22 protein-coding genes are annotated in these 18,343 nt (G+C 70.1%); 17 read left to right on the forward strand and 5 right to left on the reverse strand.

Annotation, left to right across the window (positions count from 1 at the left end; translation table 11 throughout):
- Positions 1–31 precede the first annotated feature (31 nt).
- From pseB to pseH, 4 genes are read left to right on the forward strand one after another with little or no spacing between them, the layout of a single operon-like run.
- Positions 32–1,030: a UDP-N-acetylglucosamine 4,6-dehydratase (inverting) gene (gene pseB / locus KAK06_RS05235; protein WP_210800868.1), complete on the forward strand. Its 999-nt coding sequence runs from the start codon at positions 32–34 to the stop codon at positions 1,028–1,030.
- Positions 1,030–2,187, forward strand: coding sequence for a UDP-4-amino-4,6-dideoxy-N-acetyl-beta-L-altrosamine transaminase (gene pseC, locus KAK06_RS05240; RefSeq protein ID WP_210800869.1), 1,158 nt, complete (start codon positions 1,030–1,032; stop codon positions 2,185–2,187). Before pseB ends, pseC begins: the two co-directional genes overlap by 1 nt.
- Complete coding sequence (pseG, locus tag KAK06_RS05245) at positions 2,187–3,263, forward strand: UDP-2,4-diacetamido-2,4,6-trideoxy-beta-L-altropyranose hydrolase (protein WP_210800870.1); 1,077 nt, start codon at positions 2,187–2,189, stop codon at positions 3,261–3,263. The genes pseC and pseG overlap by 1 nt, the downstream gene beginning before the upstream one ends.
- On the forward strand, positions 3,260–3,775 hold the full coding sequence (gene pseH / locus KAK06_RS05250) for a UDP-4-amino-4,6-dideoxy-N-acetyl-beta-L-altrosamine N-acetyltransferase (protein WP_310741040.1): 516 nt from the start codon (positions 3,260–3,262) through the stop codon (positions 3,773–3,775). Before pseG ends, pseH begins: the two co-directional genes overlap by 4 nt.
- Here pseH and rfbD read toward each other — a convergent pair whose 3' ends face one another.
- Genes rfbD through rfbA form a run of 3 tightly spaced genes read right to left on the reverse strand, consistent with a single transcriptional unit; the run spans position 3,776 to position 6,624 of the window.
- On the reverse strand, positions 3,776–4,666 hold the full coding sequence (rfbD, locus tag KAK06_RS05255) for a dTDP-4-dehydrorhamnose reductase (RefSeq protein WP_210800871.1): 891 nt from the start codon (positions 4,664–4,666) through the stop codon (positions 3,776–3,778). It abuts the gene before it with no gap.
- A complete protein-coding gene (rfbB, locus tag KAK06_RS05260; protein ID WP_210800872.1) occupies positions 4,663–5,721 on the reverse strand; it encodes a dTDP-glucose 4,6-dehydratase in 1,059 nt (352 codons plus the stop codon). Before rfbB ends, rfbD begins: the two co-directional genes overlap by 4 nt.
- A gap of 15 nt (positions 5,722–5,736) precedes the next feature.
- A complete protein-coding gene (gene rfbA / locus KAK06_RS05265; protein WP_210800873.1) occupies positions 5,737–6,624 on the reverse strand; it encodes a glucose-1-phosphate thymidylyltransferase RfbA in 888 nt (295 codons plus the stop codon).
- A 101-nt stretch (positions 6,625–6,725) separates the two neighbouring features.
- Between rfbA and KAK06_RS05270 the strand changes: the two genes are divergently transcribed.
- A complete protein-coding gene (locus KAK06_RS05270) occupies positions 6,726–8,201 on the forward strand; it encodes a DEAD/DEAH box helicase (RefSeq protein ID WP_210800874.1) in 1,476 nt (491 codons plus the stop codon).
- Between the two features lie 5 nt (positions 8,202–8,206).
- Positions 8,207–8,530, forward strand: a complete 324-nt coding sequence (locus KAK06_RS05275; protein WP_310741041.1) for a VanZ family protein — start codon at positions 8,207–8,209, stop codon at positions 8,528–8,530.
- Here KAK06_RS05275 and KAK06_RS05280 read toward each other — a convergent pair whose 3' ends face one another.
- Both KAK06_RS05280 and KAK06_RS05285 read right to left on the reverse strand, forming a co-directional pair.
- Positions 8,531–9,295 (reverse strand): SAM-dependent methyltransferase, encoded by a 765-nt coding sequence (locus KAK06_RS05280; protein ID WP_210800875.1) that lies wholly within the window; start codon positions 9,293–9,295, stop codon positions 8,531–8,533. It lies immediately after the preceding gene.
- Positions 9,292–9,891: a Maf family nucleotide pyrophosphatase gene (locus tag KAK06_RS05285; protein ID WP_210800876.1), complete on the reverse strand. Its 600-nt coding sequence runs from the start codon at positions 9,889–9,891 to the stop codon at positions 9,292–9,294. Before KAK06_RS05285 ends, KAK06_RS05280 begins: the two co-directional genes overlap by 4 nt.
- Before the next feature lie 36 nt (positions 9,892–9,927).
- Between KAK06_RS05285 and KAK06_RS05290 the strand changes: the two genes are divergently transcribed.
- The 11 genes from KAK06_RS05290 (at position 9,928) to KAK06_RS05340 (ending at position 18,332) form a co-directional block, all read left to right on the forward strand.
- Positions 9,928–10,494 (forward strand): YceD family protein, encoded by a 567-nt coding sequence (locus KAK06_RS05290; protein WP_210800877.1) that lies wholly within the window; start codon positions 9,928–9,930, stop codon positions 10,492–10,494.
- Between the two features lie 201 nt (positions 10,495–10,695).
- Positions 10,696–10,878 carry a 50S ribosomal protein L32 gene (gene rpmF, locus KAK06_RS05295; RefSeq protein WP_210800878.1) on the forward strand — a complete coding sequence of 61 codons (183 nt, stop codon included), beginning with the start codon at positions 10,696–10,698 and terminating at the stop codon, positions 10,876–10,878.
- Between the two features lie 225 nt (positions 10,879–11,103).
- Positions 11,104–12,129: a phosphate acyltransferase PlsX gene (gene plsX / locus KAK06_RS05300; RefSeq protein ID WP_247652682.1), complete on the forward strand. Its 1,026-nt coding sequence runs from the start codon at positions 11,104–11,106 to the stop codon at positions 12,127–12,129.
- A gap of 22 nt (positions 12,130–12,151) precedes the next feature.
- Positions 12,152–13,135: a beta-ketoacyl-ACP synthase III gene (locus KAK06_RS05305; RefSeq protein ID WP_210800879.1), complete on the forward strand. Its 984-nt coding sequence runs from the start codon at positions 12,152–12,154 to the stop codon at positions 13,133–13,135.
- Between the two features lie 40 nt (positions 13,136–13,175).
- Complete coding sequence (gene fabD / locus KAK06_RS05310; protein WP_210800880.1) at positions 13,176–14,117, forward strand: ACP S-malonyltransferase; 942 nt, start codon at positions 13,176–13,178, stop codon at positions 14,115–14,117.
- A 21-nt stretch (positions 14,118–14,138) separates the two neighbouring features.
- Entirely contained in the window at positions 14,139–14,882 is a 744-nt protein-coding gene (gene fabG, locus KAK06_RS05315; protein ID WP_210800881.1) for a 3-oxoacyl-ACP reductase FabG, read from the forward strand.
- Between the two features lie 72 nt (positions 14,883–14,954).
- Positions 14,955–15,194: an acyl carrier protein gene (acpP, locus tag KAK06_RS05320; protein ID WP_210800882.1), complete on the forward strand. Its 240-nt coding sequence runs from the start codon at positions 14,955–14,957 to the stop codon at positions 15,192–15,194.
- Positions 15,195–15,259: 65 nt separating this feature from the next.
- Complete coding sequence (gene fabF, locus KAK06_RS05325; RefSeq protein WP_210800883.1) at positions 15,260–16,504, forward strand: beta-ketoacyl-ACP synthase II; 1,245 nt, start codon at positions 15,260–15,262, stop codon at positions 16,502–16,504.
- Positions 16,505–16,538: 34 nt separating this feature from the next.
- Positions 16,539–17,048: a hypothetical protein gene (locus tag KAK06_RS05330; RefSeq protein WP_210800884.1), complete on the forward strand. Its 510-nt coding sequence runs from the start codon at positions 16,539–16,541 to the stop codon at positions 17,046–17,048.
- Positions 17,045–17,656, forward strand: coding sequence for an RNA polymerase sigma factor RpoE (gene rpoE, locus KAK06_RS05335; protein WP_210800885.1), 612 nt, complete (start codon positions 17,045–17,047; stop codon positions 17,654–17,656). The genes KAK06_RS05330 and rpoE overlap by 4 nt, the downstream gene beginning before the upstream one ends.
- 31 nt (positions 17,657–17,687) lie before the next feature.
- The gene (locus tag KAK06_RS05340; protein ID WP_210800886.1) at positions 17,688–18,332 is read left to right on the forward strand and encodes a sigma-E factor negative regulatory protein; all 645 of its coding nucleotides are present in this window, start codon (positions 17,688–17,690) and stop codon (positions 18,330–18,332) included.
- Positions 18,333–18,343: the final 11 nt, after the last annotated feature.

Raw genomic sequence — 18,343 nt, forward strand, 5'->3', positions numbered from 1 at the left:
GATAATTCTTTTTCCAGCCTCGCAGGACACCATGCTCAGCAATCAGGCCATTCTCGTGACCGGCGGCACCGGATCCTTCGGCAACACCTTCGTGCCGATGACCCTGGCCCGGTACAACCCGAAGAAGATCATCATCTACTCACGCGACGAGATGAAGCAGTGGGAGATGGCCAAGAAGTTCCAGGGCGACCCGCGGGTGCGCTTCTTCATCGGCGACGTGCGTGACCGCGAGCGCCTGTACCGCGCGCTCGACGGCGTCGATCTGGTGGTGCACGCCGCGGCTACCAAGATCGTCCCCACCGCCGAATACAACCCCTTCGAGTGCGTCAAGACCAATGTGCTGGGCGCGATGCACCTGATCGACGCCTGCATCGACCGCGGCGTGCGCCGCGTGGTGGCCCTGTCCACCGACAAGGCTTCCAGTCCGGTCAATCTGTACGGTGCCACCAAGCTGGCCTCGGACAAGCTGTTTGTCGCTGGCAACTCGTATGCCGGCGGCCATGACACCCGCTTTGCGGTGGTGCGCTATGGCAATGTGATGGGCTCGCGCGGCTCGGTCATCCCGTTCTTCCTGTCGATCCGCGACCAGGGCGTGCTGCCGATCACCGATGCCCGCATGACCCGTTTCATGATCTCGCTGGAGCAGGGCGTGGAGCTGGTCTGGCACGCCTTCGAGGACATGGTGGGCGGCGAGATCTACGTCAAGAAGATCCCGTCGATGAAGGTCACCGACCTGGCCACCGCCGTCGCTCCCGAGGCCACGCAGAAGATCGTCGGCATCCGCCCCGGCGAGAAGCTGCACGAGCAGATGATCAGCCCCGAGGACTCGTTCTACACCTACGAGTACCCGGAGCATTTCAAGATCCTGCCGGCCATCCACAACTGGGACACCACCAGCGAGCGCATCAAGGACGGCGTCAAGGTTCCTGAAGGCTTCGAGTACGCCAGCGACAACAACGGCGAATGGATGAGCATCGAGCAGCTGCGCGAGTGGGTGGCCGTCAACGCCCACAAGATCGGCAACATCTGATGATTCCCTACGGTCGCCAGAACATCACGGACGCTGACGTTGCCGCGGTCGTCCAGGCGCTGCGCTCGGACTGGATCACGCAAGGCCCGGCGATCCCGCGCTTTGAGCAGGCGCTGGCCGCCCGGGTGGGCGCACGCCATGGTGTGGCGGTGTGCAATGCCACGGCCGCGCTGCACCTGGCCTGCATGGCGCTGGGTCTGGGGCCGGGTGACCGGCTGTGGACCAGCCCGATCACCTTCGTGGCGTCGGCCAACTGCGGCCTGTACTGCGGCGCCACGGTCGATTTCGTCGACATCGATCCGCGCAGCTACAACATGAGCGTCGTGGCCCTGGAGGCCAAGCTGCAATCCGCCCAGGCCGCCGGTACGCTGCCCAAGGTGGTGGTGCCGGTGCACCTGGCCGGCCAGAGCTGCGACATGGTCGCCATCCACGCGCTGGGCCAGCGCTACGGCTTTCGCATCATCGAAGATGCCTCGCACGCCGTGGGCGGCAGCTACCTCGGTCAGCCGGTGGGCAACGGCCGCTACAGCGACATCACCGTCTTCAGCTTCCACCCGGTGAAGATCATCACCACCGCCGAAGGCGGCATGGCGATGACCAATGACCCGGTACTGGCTCAGGCCATGGAGCGCCTGCGCAGCCATGGCATCACCCGCGATGCCGCGCTGATGGAGGGCGAACCCGACGGTCCCTGGGACTACCAGCAGATCGACCTGGGCTACAACTACCGCCTGACCGACCTGCAGGCGGCGCTGGGTCATTCCCAGCTGAGCCAGCTGGAGGGTTCGGTGGCGCGCCGCCATGCGATCGCGCAGCGCTACGACACCGAGCTGGCCGGCCTGCCGCTGATCACGCCCTGGCAGTCGCCCGATGCCCATTCGGCGCTGCACCTGTACCCGATCCAGGTCGATCCGGCGCGCACCGCTGTCAGCCGCCGCGCCCTGTTTGACGGCCTGCGCGCTGCGGGCATCGGCGTCAATGTGCACTACATCCCGGTGCACACCCAGCCGCACTACCGCCGCCTGGGCTTTGCGCGCGGTGACTTCCCGGTGGCCGAGGCCTACTACGCCCACGCGCTGTCGCTGCCGATGTTCCCCACGCTCACCGAGGCCGAGCAGGGCACGGTCATCGCCGCGCTGCGCCGCCTGCTGGGCTGATGGACGCGCGTGGCCGCCGTCTGCTGGTCCGGGCCGATGCCTCGACCACGCTGGGTGCCGGCCATGTGATGCGCACGCTGACGCTGGCCGAGGCCTGGCGCGACCGCGGCGGCGAGGCGCTTTTCGTCTGCCGTGAAGCGCCCGGCAACCTGGGGGAGCTGGTCCAGGCGCGGGGCCACGGCCTGCGCCTGCTGCCGCCCGAGGCGGTCGCACCCGCGCAGGATGCGCTGCAGACCTTGCAGGCCAGCGCCGACTGGCGTGGTGCGGCGCCGCTGGACTGGGCGCTGGTGGACCACTACAGCCTGGCAGCCGACTGGGAGCGCCCCTGGCGCGGGCCGGCCGCGCGGGTGGCGGCGATCGATGACCTGGCCGACCGGGCGCACGACGTGGACCTGCTGCTGGACCAGAACCTGGGTCGGCAGGCCACCGATTACGACGCGCTGGTGCCTGCCACGGCGCGCCGCCTGATCGGGCCAACCCATGCGCTGCTGCGGCCCGAGTTCGCAGAGCGGCGGACAGCCAGCCTGGCGCGCAGGGCGAACGGCGAGCTGCGCCACCTGGTGATCAGCATGGGCGGCTCCGACCCGGGCGGGGCCACCGCACGCTGCCTGGCCGCACTGGCGCCGGCACCGGCGTTGCCGCTGGCGCGCGTCACCGTGGTGCTGGGACCGCAGGCCCAGACCCTGGCGCAGGTGCGCCGGGCACTGGCCGCGTTGCCGCTGCCCACCGAGCTGCGCCTGAACGAACCCGACATGGCCAGCCTGCTGGCCAGCGCCGACCTGGCGCTGGGCGCAGCCGGCGGCAGCGCCTGGGAGCGCTGCTGCCTGGGTCTGCCCACGCTGCTGCTGGTGCTGGCCGACAACCAGGTGCCGGGCGCCCGGGCCCTGGCGGCCCAGGGCGCGGCACTGTCGCTGGGCGGGCCTGAAGAGCTGCCGCAGACGCTGGTGCCGGCGCTGCAGGCGCTGTCCGAGCCGGCGCGCCTGCAGCCCCTGTCGCGGGCGGCGGCGGCGCTGTGCGATGGCCTGGGGGCCGCGCGCGTGGTGGAGGCCCTGCTGGACGAGGGGCCTGGGCGATGAGCACTGACCGCTTGCGGCCGCTGCGGGCCGAGGACCTGCCGCTGGTGCGCGCCTGGCGCAACCACCCCGCGGTGCGCCAGCACATGTTCACCACCCACGAGATCACGGCCGAGGAGCACGCCCAGTGGTTCCAGCGTCAGCAGGCCGATGCCACCCGGCGCCTGTACCTGTTTGAGCGCGACGGCCGGCCGCAGGGCTTCATGCACCTCAGTGGCGTGCAGCTCGGCGGCGTGTGCGAGTGGGGCTTCTATGCGGCGCCCGACGCGCCGCGCGGCACCGGCCGGGCCATGGGGGCGGCCACGCTGGCCGAGCTGTTCACGGTGGAGCAGGTGCACAAGATCTGCGGCCAGGTGCTGCAGGGCAATGCCGCGTCGATGCGCTTTCATGAGACGCTGGGCTTCCGGCCCGAGGGCGTCTTGCACCAGCAGCACTGCAGCACCGATGGCCGGCACCTGGACGTTCACTGCTACGGCCTGCTGGCGGCCGACTGGCGCGCCAGCCAGACCGGCTGATCAGGGCAGCTCGGCCAGCATCCGCTCCACCCCGGTCTGCCAATGCGGCAGCACCAGGCCGAAGGCCGCTTGCAGCCGGCGCGTGTCCAGCCGCGAGTTCAGTGGCCGCTGCGCCGGCGTGGGGTACTGGCTGGTGGGGATGGGGCGGATCGCCTCGGGCGCCACCTTGATCGGCCGGCCCTGGGCGCGGGCCCACTCGATCACATGGCGCGCGTAGCCATGCCAGCTGACCTCGCCGCCGGCCACGCAGTGGTACAGACCGGCCAGCTCGGGGCGCTGCTGCAGTGTGCGCAGTGCCTGCGCGCTGACATCGGCCAGCAGCTCGGCGCCGGTGGGGGCGCCGATCTGGTCGTCGATCACGTTCAGCGCCTCGCGCTCGGCCGCCAGGCGCAGCATGGTCTTGGCGAAGTTGCCCCCGCGTGCCGCATAGACCCAGCTGGTGCGCAGGATCAGGTGGCGGCAGCCGCTGGCCTGGATCTGCTGTTCGCCGCCCAGCTTGCTGCGGCCGTAGACGCTCAAGGGGGCGGTGGCGGCGTCCTCATCGCGCGGCGCGTGGCCGCTGCCGTCAAAGACGTAGTCGGTGCTGTAGTGCAGCAGCGTGGCGCCCAGCGCGGCGGCTTCACGGGCCAGCACGCCGGGGGCGTCGGCGTTGATCGCCTGGGCCAGCGCGGGCTCGCTCTCGGCCTTGTCCACTGCGGTGTGGGCGGCGGCATTGACGATGACATCAGGCCGCACCGCACGCACCGTGGCGGCCAGCGCCTCGGGCTGGCCGAGGTCGGCGTGCAGCTCACGGCTGTGGCGGTCCAGGCCAATGACTTCGCCCAGCGGCGCCAGTGCGCGCTGCAGCTCCCAGCCGACCTGGCCGCCTTGTCCGAGCAGCAGGATCTTCATCGCGCGCTGTAGTTGGTGCCGATCCAGTCCTTGTAGGCACCGCTCTGCACATCGGCCACCCAGGCCGCGTTGTCCAGGTACCACTGCACCGTCTTGCGGATGCCGGTGGCAAAGGTCTCGGCCGGGCGCCAGCCCAGCTCGCGCTCGATCTTGCGCGCGTCGATCGCGTAGCGGCGGTCGTGGCCGGGGCGGTCGGTGACGTAGGTGATCAGCCGGGCGTAGGGGCCGGCGGGGTCAGGGCGCAGCTCGTCGAGCAGCGCGCACACCGTCTTGACGATGTCGATGTTGGCCATCTCGTTCCAGCCGCCGATGTTGTAGGTCTCGCCCACGCGGCCGCCGGCCAGCACCGCGCGGATGCCGCTGCAGTGGTCCTTCACGTACAGCCAGTCGCGGATCTGCTGGCCGTCGCCATACACCGGCAGCGGCTTGCCGGCCAGGGCGTTGACGATCATCAGCGGGATCAGCTTCTCGGGGAAGTGCAGCGGCCCGTAGTTGTTCGAGCAGTTGGTGGTCAGCACCGGCAGGCCGTAGGTGTGGTGCCAGGCGCGCACCAGGTGGTCGCTGGCGGCCTTGCTGGCGCTGTAGGGGCTGTTGGGCTCGTAGGCGTTCGTCTCGGCAAAGGGCGGGTCGGTGGGCTTGAGCGAGCCGTAGACCTCGTCGGTGCTGACGTGGTGGAAGCGGAAGGCGGCCTTGTCGGCACCGTCCAGCGTGTTCCAGAAGCCGCGCGCGGCCTCGAGCAGCGTGAAGGTGCCTTCGACATTGGTCTTCATGAAGGCGCCCGGGCCATGGATGCTGCGGTCCACATGGCTCTCGGCGGCGAAGTGGACGATGGCGCGCGGGCGGTGGGTGGCCAGCAACTGATCGACCAGCGCGCGCTCGCCGATGTCGCCATGCACGAAGACATGCCGCGCATCGCCGTCCAGCGAGGCCAGGTTGGCGCGGTTGCCGGCGTAGGTGAGGGCGTCGAGGTTGATGACGGGCTCGTCGCTCTGCGCGAGCCAGTCGAGGACGAAATTGCTGCCGATGAAGCCGGCGCCGCCAGTGACAAGAATCATGAGCGTTTCAAGGAATCAATACACGCGTTCGCGCAGGATCTGCTGCAGGTACTGGCCGTAGCCACTCTTGGCCAGCGGGGCGGCCAGGGCTTCCAACTGGGCGTCACTGATCCAGCCCTGGCGCCAGCAGATTTCCTCGGGGCAGCAGACCTTCAGGCCCTGGCGCTTTTCCAGCGTCTGCACAAAGGCGCTGGCCTCCAGCAGGCTGTCGTGGGTGCCGGTGTCCAGCCAGGCGTCGCCGCGGCCGAAGCGCTGCACATCCAGCTCGCCGGCCTCCAGGTACAGGCGGTTGAGGTCGGTGATCTCCAGTTCACCCCGCGGGCTGGGCCGCAGCGACTTGGCGCGCGCCACCACCTGGCGGTCGTAGAAATACAGCCCGGTGACGGCGAAGCGGCTGCGCGGCTGCTTCGGTTTTTCCTCCAGGCTGACGGCCCGGCCCTCGCGATCGAACTCGACCACGCCGTAGCGCTCGGGGTCGGTCACCGGATAGGCGAACACGGTGGCACCCTCTTCGCGCGCCGAGGCCAGCTCCATGCGGCGACCCAGGTCATGGCCGAAGAAGATGTTGTCGCCCAGCACCAGCGCGCTGGGTGAGTCGCCCAGGAAGGACTCGCCGATCAGGAAGGCCTGGGCCAGGCCGTCCGGGCTGGGCTGCACGGCGTACTGCAGCGACAGGCCCCACTGGCTGCCGTCGCCCAGCAACTGCTGGAAGCGCGGCGTGTCCTGCGGCGTGCTGATCAGCAGGATCTCGCGGATGCCGGCCAGCAGCAGCGCGCTGAGCGGGTAATAGACCATCGGCTTGTCGTACACCGGGATCAGCTGCTTGCTGATCGCCAGCGTGGCCGGGTGCAGGCGGGTGCCGGAGCCGCCGGCCAGGATGATGCCCTTGCGGGGGGAAGACACGGTGATGACTCCCGTCGGATGCGTTGGAAAAAGGCGCCCGCAGGGGGCAGCCCGTCAGTGTAAACAGGCAAAAGCCGGCCAAGCGGCGATAATTGGGGGACATGAACCCCGAATCTCAGGCCAGCGTGGCCAGCCCAGCGCCGGAGGCCGAATCCGCGCCCCCCGCCCGTTTCGACACCCTGCCGCTGGACGCCAAGTTGTTGCGCGCCGTCGACGACCAGGGCTACGCGACGATGACGCCGATCCAGGCCAAGGCCATCCCCATCGTCCTGGCCGGCCGCGACGTGATGGGCGCCGCCCAGACCGGCACCGGCAAGACCGCGGCCTTCTCGATCCCGCTGCTGCAAAAGATGATGCGGCACGAGAACAGCAGCGCCTCGCCCGCCCGCCACCCGGTGCGCGCGCTGGTGCTGGCGCCCACCCGCGAGCTGGCCGACCAGGTGGCCAACAACGTCAAGGCCTACTGCAAGCACACCGGGCTGCGCGCCGCGGTGGTCTTCGGCGGCGTGGACATGAAGCCGCAGACGGCCGAGTTGAAGCGCGGTGTCGAGATCCTGATCGCCACCCCCGGCCGGCTGCTCGACCACATCGAGGCCAAGAACTGTGTGCTCAACCAGGTCGAGTACGTGGTGCTCGACGAGGCTGACCGCATGCTGGACATCGGCTTCCTGCCCGATCTGCAGCGCATCCTCAGCTATCTTCCCAAGGGCAACCGCCAGACCCTGCTGTTCTCGGCCACCTTCAGCCCCGAGATCAAGAAGCTGGCCAACAGCTACCTGCACGACCCGGTGCTGGTCGAGGTGGCGCGGCCCAATGCCACCGCCTCCACTGTGGAGCAGCGCTTCTACAGCGTCTCGGATGACGACAAGCGCGCGGTGGTGCGCCAGCAACTGCGCCAGCGCGAGCTGAAGCAGGCCATCGTGTTCGTCAATTCCAAGCTGGGCGCGGCCCGCCTGGCCCGCTCCTTTGAGCGCGACGGCCTGCGCACCGCCGCGCTGCACGGCGACAAGAGCCAGGACGAGCGCCTGAAGTCGCTGGCGGCGTTCAAGGCCGGCGAGGTCGACCTGCTGGTGGCCACCGACGTGGCCGCCCGTGGCCTGGACATTGCCGACCTGCCGGCGGTCTTCAACTTCGACGTGCCCTTCAACGCCGAGGACTACGTGCACCGCATCGGCCGCACCGGCCGCGCCGGCGCCTCGGGCGTGGCGATCACGCTGGTCACGCGCGATGACAGCCGCCTGGTGGCCGACATCGAGAAGCTGATCAAAAAGAAAATCGACCTGGAAGCCATCGAGCTGGACGACGATCGCCCGCGCCGCCCGCCGCGCCGCCGCGATGACGACGAATCCCCGGCCGAGCGCCGCAGCGCCGAGCCGGCGCCGCGCCGCGCTGTGCCCAGCGCCTCGCGCGATCCGTTCTTCGACAAGCCCTACGAGTCCGCTGAGCGCGCCGAGCCGGCCGCTTGGGAGAAGGACAAGACCACCGCGCCGGCGCCAACCGCCGCCGCTGCCCGCGTGTCGCCGAACATCCGGCCCAAGCGCAAGGTGGCCTCGCTGCTGGGCGGCGGCAAAGCCTGATTGCCGTGCCGCGCACCGGCACCTGGCGCGCGCTCTTTGTCGGCGCGCTGCTGGTCATCCTGTGGCTGGCGGTGCGTCCCAATGCGGGCGCGGAAGATTGGTTTGACCAGGCCGACAAACTGCGCCACGCGGCGGCCTTTGCCCTGCTGTGGCTGGTGGGCTGGCGTGCCGGCGCCCGAGGCTGGATGCTGGCCGCCGGCCTGCTGGTCTTCGGCGGGTTGATCGAGGGCCTGCAATCGCTGACCCCGGATCGCGAGCCCTCGTGGGGCGATGTTGTGGCCGATGCGGTGGGTGTGGCGCTGGGGGCCCTGGCCACGCGCCGCCGCTGATCAGGCCAGCCAGAGGAACACGGCCGGCAGCGTGTCGGGCAGCACCGGCGGTTGGCGCCGCCAATCGGCCACGGTGCGGGTGGCGCAGAACCCGCCGGGCGACGTGAGTCCGCAGGCCAGCGACAGCCGCGTGGCGGGTTGCAGCGCGGCCAGCAGCGCATCGGCCAGCGCCTGGTTGCGGTAAGGCGTCTCGATCACCAACTGGGTCTGGCCCTCCTGGCGCGAGCGCTGCTCCAGTGTCTTGACGCGGCGTGCGCGCTCGCCGCTGTCTTGCGGCAGATAGCCCTCGAAGGCGAAGCGCTGGCCGTTCAGGCCGCTGGCGGCCAGCGCCAGCGTCAGCGACGAGGCCCCCGCCAGTACCTCCACCACCACACCGTGCGCATGCGCCGCAGCCACCAGCCGCGCGCCGGGGTCGGCCACGGCCGGCAGCCCGGCGTCCGACAGCAGACCCAGCGTCTGGCCGGCCAGCGCGGGCGCCAGCAGGGATGCCCAGGCCTTCGGGTCGGTGTCGTCGGCGGGGGCGCCTTTGCGCGGACGAGGCAGTTCCACCAGTTGCAAGGCCTGCAGGGGCCGCGCCAGCGGCACGACTTCGCCGACGCGCTTGAGAAAGGCGCGTGCCGCCTTGGCGTTTTCCACCACCCAGTGCTCGATGCCGGCCGCGCGGGCGATCGCGCCGTGGCTGAGCACCTCGGTGATCGGCGTGGGCGCAGCCTGCAGGTCCAGCGTGCTGGGCACCAGCACCAGGCGGCCGTCCGACCTGCTCATCGGGCCTGGCGCACCGGATCCAGCCCGGCGGCGCGCAGCAGGGCGCTGGTGCGGATCAGCGGCAGGCCGACCAAGGCGGTGGGGTCATCGGACTCGATCGCCGACAGCAGCGCAATGCCCAAGGTTTCGCACTTGGCGCTGCCGGCGCAGTCATAGGGCTGCTCCAGCCGCAGGTAGCGCTCGATCTCGTCGTCATCCAGGGCTCGAAAACGCACCGTCACCGGCACCCGCTCGACCTGCTCGAAACCGGTGTCGGGGCGCACCACGGCCACGGCCGTCTGGAACACCACCGCGCGGCCGCTCATGCGGCGCAGCTGGGCCACAGCGCGTTCGTGGCTGCCGGGCTTGCCGATCGCCTCGCCATCCACATCGGCCACCTGGTCGGAGCCGATCACCAGCGCACCGGGGTGGCGCGCCGCCACCTCGCGCGCCTTGGCCAGCGCCAGCCGGGTGGCCAGAGCGGCGGGGGCCTCGCCGGGCAGCGGCGTTTCATCGACGCGCGGCGCATCGGCCGTGAAGGGCAGGCGCAGGCGCTCGAGCAGCTCGCGCCGGTAGCGCGAGGTCGAGCCCAGGATCAGCGGGGGCAGGGCGGTCATGGCGGAATTCTCCCATCGGCCTCGTACACTGAGCGCATGAAACCGAAGTCGAGGCCGCACGATCCCCTGAAGCTGGACATGGCCGCCTTTGCCGCCGAGCACGGCGAGCTGGCCGGCGACTGGCCGCTGGCCTCGCTGCCGCGGCTGGCCGAGTCGGCGGTGCCCGAGGCCTCGGCCGGCGCACTGGTGCACTGGCAGGCCCGCGGCGAGCTGCGCCCGCTGCCCGGCGGCACCGCCGAGGTCTGGCTGCAGCTCAAGGCTGATGTGCGCCTGGCGCTGTGCTGCCAGCGCTGCCTGGCGCCGGTGGACGAGACCGTGGCGCTGGACCGCGCACTGCGCTTTGTCGCCGACGAGCAGCAGGCAGCGGCGCTGGACGCCGAGCTGGAAGACGACGTGCTGTCGCTGGAGCGCGCGCTGGACCTGCGCGAGCTGGTGGAGGACGAACTGCTGCTGGCGTTGCCACTGGTGCCCCGTCATGCCGAATGCCCACAGCCGCTGCCCTTGCCGCCTGCCCATGACGACGAGCCCGAGGACGAGCGCCCCAACCCGTTCGCCGTGCTGGCGGCCCTGAAAGGGCAGGGTGGGCGCGGCGCTGGCGAGTGAACGCCCTGCGTGCTATACTTTCGGGCTTTCCCGACTCAGGGGTGTCGCTGCTGCGGCGTCTCGCGGGCCCGGAAGACCACCCTTTTTCCAACATTCACGGCGGCCGGCCGGGGCAACCCGGTGTCTTGAGCCGCACGCGCGGGTCCTGCCAGTGCGTCGCATCGCGGCGCCGGTGGTTCCAGGCGCCCCCAGGAGATTTCCATGGCCGTCCAGCAGAACAAGAAGTCGCCCTCCAAGCGCGGCATGCACCGCTCGCACAACGCGCTGACCAACCCGGGCACCGCGATCGAGCCGACCACCGGTGAAGTGCACCTGCGCCATCACATCAGCCCGACCGGCTTCTACCGCGGTCGCAAGGTCCTGAAGGGCAAGGCCGAGGCCTGATCCTGAGTATGCTGCCGGGTCGGCATCCCATGCCGAGCCTTGCTGCCCTGAACCCGGGCCGGCTGGCGCGTTCGATGCCCCGGTCCTGCCCTCATCGCCTGCTGAACCTCGCCTGTGCCGCCACGGCCCAGGCGCGTTCGTGCGTGCATTGACGGCTTTGCGCTGCCCGTGACCCATCGCCTGAACTTCCAGCCGCTCGAGCGCGTGCGCCTCGCCGTCGACTGCATGGGCGGCGACCATGGCCCGTCGGTCACGCTGCCGGCCTGCCGCGCCTTCCTCGACAGCCACCCCCAGGCCGAGCTGCTGCTCGTTGGCCAGGCAGATGCCCTGCGCGAGGCGGCCGGCTGGAGCCGCTGCACCCTGGTCGAGGCCACTGAAGTGGTGGCCATGGACGACCCGGTGGAAGTGGCTCTGCGCCGCAAGCGCGACTCGTCGATGCGCGTGGCCATCTCCCAGCTCAAGCCGGATGACTCCGGCGCCATGCGCGCCGACGCCTGCGTGTCGGCCGGCAATACCGGCGCACTGATGGCGCTGGCGCGCTACCTGCTCAAGACCCTGGACGGCATCGACCGCCCGGCCATCGCCTCGGTGCTGCCCAACGAAAAGGGCGCCTACACCACGATGCTGGACCTGGGCGCCAACGTCGATTGCACGCCCGAGCACCTGCTGCAGTTCGCCGTCATGGGCAGCGCCCTGGTGGCCGCGATCGACGGCAAGCCCGATCCCACCGTGGGCCTGCTCAACATCGGCGCCGAGGTCATCAAGGGCTCCGACGTGATCAAGCGTGCCGGCGAGCTGCTGCGCGCTGCCGGGGCCGACGGCCACATCCACTACATCGGCAACGTCGAAGGCAACGACATCTTCACCGGCACGGTGGACCTGGTGGTCTGCGACGGCTTTGTGGGCAATGTGGCGCTGAAGACCTCGGAAGGCCTGGCCCATGCGCTGGCCCAGTTCATCAAGGAAGAGTTCACCCGCACCTGGTGGACCAAGCTGATCGCGCTGGCGGCGCTGCCGGTGCTGGGCCGCTTCAAGAAGCGCGTCGATCCGCGCGGGTACAACGGCGCCGCGCTGCTGGGCCTGCGGGGCCTGGTCTTCAAGAGCCACGGCTCGGCCGATGCGATGGCCTTCGGCAATGCGCTGGCCCGCGCTTATGATGCGGCTCGCAACCGACTGCTCGACCAGGTGCATGACCGCATCGTCGAGACCCTCGAGGCGATGCCGGCCACACCGGCCGACGCCGCTGCCTGACTTCCCCCTCTGACATCACCGCGTGGACACGCAACGCTACGCCCGCATCACCGGCACCGGCAGCTGCCTGCCGACCCGCCGCGTCACCAACGCCGAGCTGGCCGCCGAGCTGGCCCAGCGCGGTCTGGAAACCTCCGACGACTGGATTGTCGAGCGCACCGGCATCCGCGCGCGCCACTTCGCCGCCGCTGACCAGTCGTCCAGCGACCTGGGCGTGAGCGCCGCGCGCCACGCGCTGGAGGCTGCCGGCCGGCTGCCGGAGGACGTGGACCTGATCATCGTCGCCACGTCCACGCCGGACATGGTGTTTCCGTCCACCGCCACCATCGTTCAGCACAAGCTGGGCATCGCCGGCTGCCCGGCCTTCGACGTGCAGGCGGTGTGCTCGGGCTTCGTCTATGCGCTGACCGTGGCCGACGCGATGATCCGCACCGGCGCCGCCAACTGCGCTCTGGTGATTGGTGCCGAGGTGTTCTCGCGCATCCTCGATTTCAACGACCGCACCACCTGCGTGCTGTTCGGCGACGGCGCCGGCGCGGTGGTGCTGGAGTCGTCCAGCGAGACCGGCCTGTTGGCCTGCAAGCTGCACGCCGACGGCAAGCACCGCGAGATTCTGCAGGTGCCCGGCACCGTCAGCGGCGGCCAGGTGCTGGGCGATCCGCTGCTGAAGATGGACGGCCAGGCGGTGTTCAAGCTGGCCGTGGGCGTGCTGGACGAAGTCGCCCGCGAGGCCCTGGAGGCCGCCGGCCGCACGCCCGCCGACATCGACTGGCTGGTGCCCCACCAGGCCAACATCCGCATCATGCAGGGCACCGCCCGCAAGCTGAAGCTGCCTACCGAGCGCGTGGTGGTGACCGTGCACGAGCACGGCAACACCTCGGCCGCGTCGATCCCGCTGGCGCTGGACCACGGCGTGCGCAGCGGCCAGGTCAAGAAGGGCCAGACCGTGCTGCTCGAAGGCGTGGGTGGCGGCTTCACCTGGGGTGCCGTGCTGCTCGAACTCTGAGCCCGGCCCGCGCCCCCTCCCAGAACATCAGAGACAAGTCATGAGCACCGCATTCGCATTCGTCTTTCCCGGTCAGGGCTCGCAGTCCGTGGGCATGCTCGACGCCTGGGGCGACCACCCCGCCGTGACCGCCACGCTGGCCGAGGCCTCGGCCGCGCTGAACGAGGACATCGGCGCCCTGATCAAGACGGGCCCGAAGGAGCAGCTGGACCTGACCGCCAACACCCAGCCGGTGATGTTGACCGCCGGCATCGCCTGCTACCGCGCCTGGCTGGCTGAGACCGGCCTGCAACCGGCGGCGGTGGCGGGCCATTCGCTGGGCGAGTACAGCGCGCTGGTGGCCGCGGGGGTGCTGACGCTGTCTGACGCGCTGCCGCTGGTGCGCCTGCGCGCCCAGGCCATGCAGGAGGCCGTGCCGGTGGGCGTGGGCGCGATGGCGGCGATCCTGGGCCTGGAGGCCCAGGCGGTGCGCGAGGGCTGCGCCGAGGCCGCCGCCGCCAGCGGCGAGGTGGTCGAGGCCGCCAACTTCAACGACCCCAAGCAGACCGTGATTGCCGGCACCAAGGCCGGTGTCGACAAGGCCTGCGAGGTGCTCAAGGCCAAGGGCGCCAAGCGCGCGCTGCCGCTGGCGGTGTCGGCGCCTTTCCACTCCAGCCTGATGAAGCCGGCCGCCGAGCGCCTGAAGGCCCACCTGGCCGCGGTCACGCTGGCCGCGCCGCAGATTCCGGTGGTCAACAACATCGATGTCGCCGTGGTGTCGGATGCCGACGCCATCCGCGACGCGCTGTACCGCCAGGCCTTCGGCCCGGTGCGCTGGGTCGAGGTGGTGCAGGCGCTGCGCGCGCGCGGCGTGGGCGCCATCCTTGAGTGCGGCCCGGGCAAGGTGCTGGCCGGCATGGTCAAGCGCATCGATGCCGAGGCCGCCAGTGCCACCGTCCTCGATCCGGCCTCGCTGGCCGAGGCCCGCGCGCTGCTGGGCTGAACTGCAGGAGCTTTCCCGAACATGAGCGACACCACTTCGCGCCAGGTGGCCCTGGTCACCGGCGCCTCGCGCGGCATCGGCCGCTCGATCGCCGCCACGCTGGCCGCCAAGGGCTTCATCGTCGTTGGCACCGCCACCAGTGAGGCTGGCGCCGCCGGCATCACCGAGGCGCTGGCCGCCCAGGGCGGCCGCGGCGTCAAGCTGGACGTCAACGATGCCGCCGCCTCCGAGGCCCTGGTCGACGCCCTGGTCAAGGAGCACGGCGCGCTGCAGGTCCTGGTCAACAACGCCGGCATCACCCGCGACACGCTGGCGATGCGCATGAAGGATGACGACTGGGACGCTGTCCTGGACACCAACCTGAAGGCGGTGTTCCGGCTCGCCCGCGCCGTGGTGCGCCCGATGATGAAACAGCGCTATGGCCGCATCATCAACATCACCTCGGTGGTGGGCGCCTCCGGCAACCCGGGCCAGGCCAATTACGCCGCCGCCAAGGCCGGCGTGGCCGGCATGACGCGCGCGCTGGCGCGCGAACTGGGCAGCCGTGGCATCACCGTCAACTGCGTCGCGCCGGGCTTCATCGCCACCGACATGACTGGTGAACTGCCCGAGGCCCAGAAGGCCGCGCTGCTGGCACAGATCCCGCTACAACGCCTGGGCCAGCCCGAAGAAATTGCCCATGCCGTGGCCTTCCTGGCCTCGCCCGAGGCCGGCTATATCACCGGCACTGAAATGCACGTCAACGGCGGCATGTTCATGGGCTGAAACCCGCAGGCGGGTCCCACCCTCTCCCCGGGTAGAATCCGGGCCGTTTTGCACCAACCTCCTGGAGGAGTCATGAGCGATATCGAAGCACGCGTCAAGAAGATCATTGCCGAACAACTGGGCGTTCCCGAAACCGATGTCAGCAACGAGAAGGCCTTCGTCGCCGATCTCGGCGCCGACTCGCTGGACACCGTCGAGCTGGTGATGGCCCTCGAAGACGAGTTCGGCATCGAGATCCCGGACGAAGAAGCCGAGAAGATCACCACCGTGCAGCTGGCGATCGACTACGCCAAGAACCACGCCAAGGCCTGAGCGGCCTGCGTCGCTCGGGCGCGCCCTGACCCGAGCGCCCGAACTGACTACGAAGTGAAGAACGCATGACTCGTCGTCGCGTCGTCGTGACCGGTCTTGGGCTGATCAGCCCGATCGGTAACACCGTCACCGAAGGCTGGGCGAACCTGATCGCCGGCCGCCCGGGCATCGCCCCCATCACCAAGTTCGACGCCTCTGGCATCACCTGCCAGTTCGCGGGCGAGGTCAAGGGCTTCAAGGTCGAGGACTACATCCCCGGCAAGGAAGCCAAGGCGATGGACAGCTTCATCCACTACGGCATGGCCGCCGCGATCCAGGCCGTGCAGGATGCCGGCCTGCCCACCAACGACGCCCTCACCGAGGAGACGGCCGAGCGCATCGGCTGCATGATCGGTTCGGGCATCGGCGGCCTGCCGGAGATTGAAGCCACCACCCGCACGGTGGTCGAGCGCGGCCCGCGCCGCATCTCGCCGTTTTTCGTGCCCGCCTCGATCATCAACATGATCAGCGGCCATGTCTCGATCCGCTTCGGTTTCACCGGCCCCAACCTGGCCGTGGTCACCGCCTGCACCACCGGCCTGCACTGCATTGGTGAGGCCGGCCGCATGATCGAATACGGCGACGCCGACGTGATGGTGGCCGGTGGCTCCGAGGCGACGGTGTCGATGCTGGGCGTCGGCGGCTTTGCCGCGGCGCGCGCGCTGTCCACCCGCAACGAGTCGCCCGAGACCGCCTCCCGCCCCTGGGACAAGGACCGCGACGGCTTCGTGCTGGGCGAGGGCGCCGGGGTCATCGTGCTCGAAGAGTACGAACACGCCAAGAAGCGCGGCGCCAAGATCTACGCCGAACTGCGCGGCTTCGGCATGGGCGCCGATGCGTACCACATGACCGCGCCCAACGTCGATGGCCCCAAGCGCTCGATGAAGGCGGCGCTGCGCAATGCCGGCATCAACGCCGACCAGGTGCAGTACCTCAACGCCCACGGCACGTCCACGCCGCTGGGTGACCTCAACGAGACCAACGCGATCAAGCTGGCCTTTGGGGACCACGCCAAGCAGCTGGTCGTCAACTCCACCAAGTCCATGACCGGCCACCTGCTGGGCGGGGCGGGCGGCGTGGAGTCGGTCTTCACGATCCTGGCGCTGCACCACCAGATCTCGCCGCCGACGATCAACATCTTCAACCAGGATCCTGAATGCGACCTGGATTACTGCGCCAACACCGCGCGCGACATGAAGATCGATCTGGCCGTGAAGAACAACTTCGGCTTCGGCGGCACCAACGGCACCTTGGTGTTCGGCCGGATCTGAGCCGAGCACCGCAGCCCGGGGCCCACCACTGACAATGCGCGCCGCCCCCACGATCGAGATCCAGGCCGACCTGCGGGGTGGCTGGTGGATCGCGGCGTGGCTGCTGTGGGCGATGGCTGCGCTGGCGTGGGCCGGCACGCTCGTCTGGCACATTCAGGCCGACGGCCTGCCCGGTCTGGACGGCCCGCTGGGCACCTGGCTGCTGGTCGGATTTGGCGGCCTGGGTGTGCTGACCGCCGCCGTCACTGCCCTGTGGCATGCCCGTCAGCACCCGGCCCAGCTGCGCTGGACCGGCACCGAATGGCGCTGCACCCTGCCGGGCCACTGGCAGGTGCGCGAGACCGAGGGTGAACCCGGGCAGGTCGACACCGTGATCGACGTTGGTGACGCCATGCTGCTGCGCTGGGAGTCCGAGCCCACCGACGGCCGCCGACGCCGCCGCGTCTGGCTGCCTGTCGCCCGCTCCAGCCAGGGCAGCGCCTGGCATCCGCTGCGGGTGGCCCTGCGCCAGACCGCGGCCCCGGCGGAGGGACCGTTGGTGTGAGTGCCGAACAGGCGGACGCCGATGCCGCCCTGGTCGACCGGGTCAAACGAGGGGATACCCGGGCTTTCGAGATGCTGGTCGTCAAATACCAGCGTCGGATCGAGCGCCTGATTGCCCGCATGGTGCGCGACACCGACCTGGTCGAGGACATCGCCCAGGAGACCTTCATCCGGGCCTACCGCGCACTGCCGCAGTTCCGCGGCGAGAGCGCCTTCTACACCTGGCTCTACCGGATCGCCGTCAACACGGCCAAGAAGGCCCTGCTGGAGCTCAAACGCGACCCGATCGTGACCGAATCGGCGCTGGCCCCGGTCGATGAGGAGGAAACTTCCGGGCGCCAGGTGGAACCAACAGACATGGCCACGCCCGATGCCCTGCTGGCCAGCAAGGAGATTGCCGCCACGGTGAACGCGGCGATCGAATCGCTGTCTGAGGATCTGCGCCAGGCGATCACGCTGCGCGAGATCGAAGGTTTGAGCTACGAAGAGATATCCGAAGTGATGAACTGTCCGATCGGCACCGTTCGCTCACGCATCTTCCGTGCGCGAGAGGCGATCGCCGAGCGCCTGCGGCCGCTGCTTGACACGCGCGACGGCGAACGCTGGTGAATGGACCGCAAGAAGTGGAAGGTGGAAGTCGATGAAGCCGCAAGTCCAGACCGATGCCGGTGAGTCCTTGGCGCAGCGCCTGTCCGCGCTGTGCGATGGCGAAGCCCGGGGCCCCGAGCTCGACGCCGCGCTGCAAGCCTGGCGCGACGACGCCCCCCAGGCCCGTCAGCGCTGGCATGCCTATGCGGTGATCGGCGATGTCTTGCGCTCGGACGATCTGTGCCCACGTGGCGCCGATCACGACGCCGCCTTCCTGGCGCGCTTCCAGCAGCGCCTGGCCCAGGAGCCGGTGGTGCTGGCGCGTGCGCCCGAGGCGCGTCCCGCAGCTTCGCGCGCGGCGGTGCGCACCTGGCGCCGGCTGAGTGCTCCCATGGCCATGGCGGCTGGCGTGATGACCGTGGTTGGCGTGGCGGTGATGATGCGCCCGGGTGCGCCCGAGGCCACCGGTGCCGGCACCCAGTTGGCCCAGACGGGTGCGGGCGTGCAGCAGGTGTCGCAGACCTCACCCGCCGCGCCCCGCGGCGTGGCCGCGGCCGGCCCGGCAGGCAGCGACGTGCTGCTGCGCGACCCGCTGCTCGACCGCTACCTGGAAGAGCACCGCCTGCGCTCACGCGGCGCCACGGTGGCGCTGAGCCCCGAGGACGGTGTTCGCCAGGTCGTGGCCCCGGCGCGCTGAGCGGTCGTCGC

It is taken from the genome of Ideonella aquatica (genome assembly GCF_018069755.1).
GTDB lineage: Bacteria > Pseudomonadota > Gammaproteobacteria > Burkholderiales > Burkholderiaceae_C > Ideonella > Ideonella aquatica.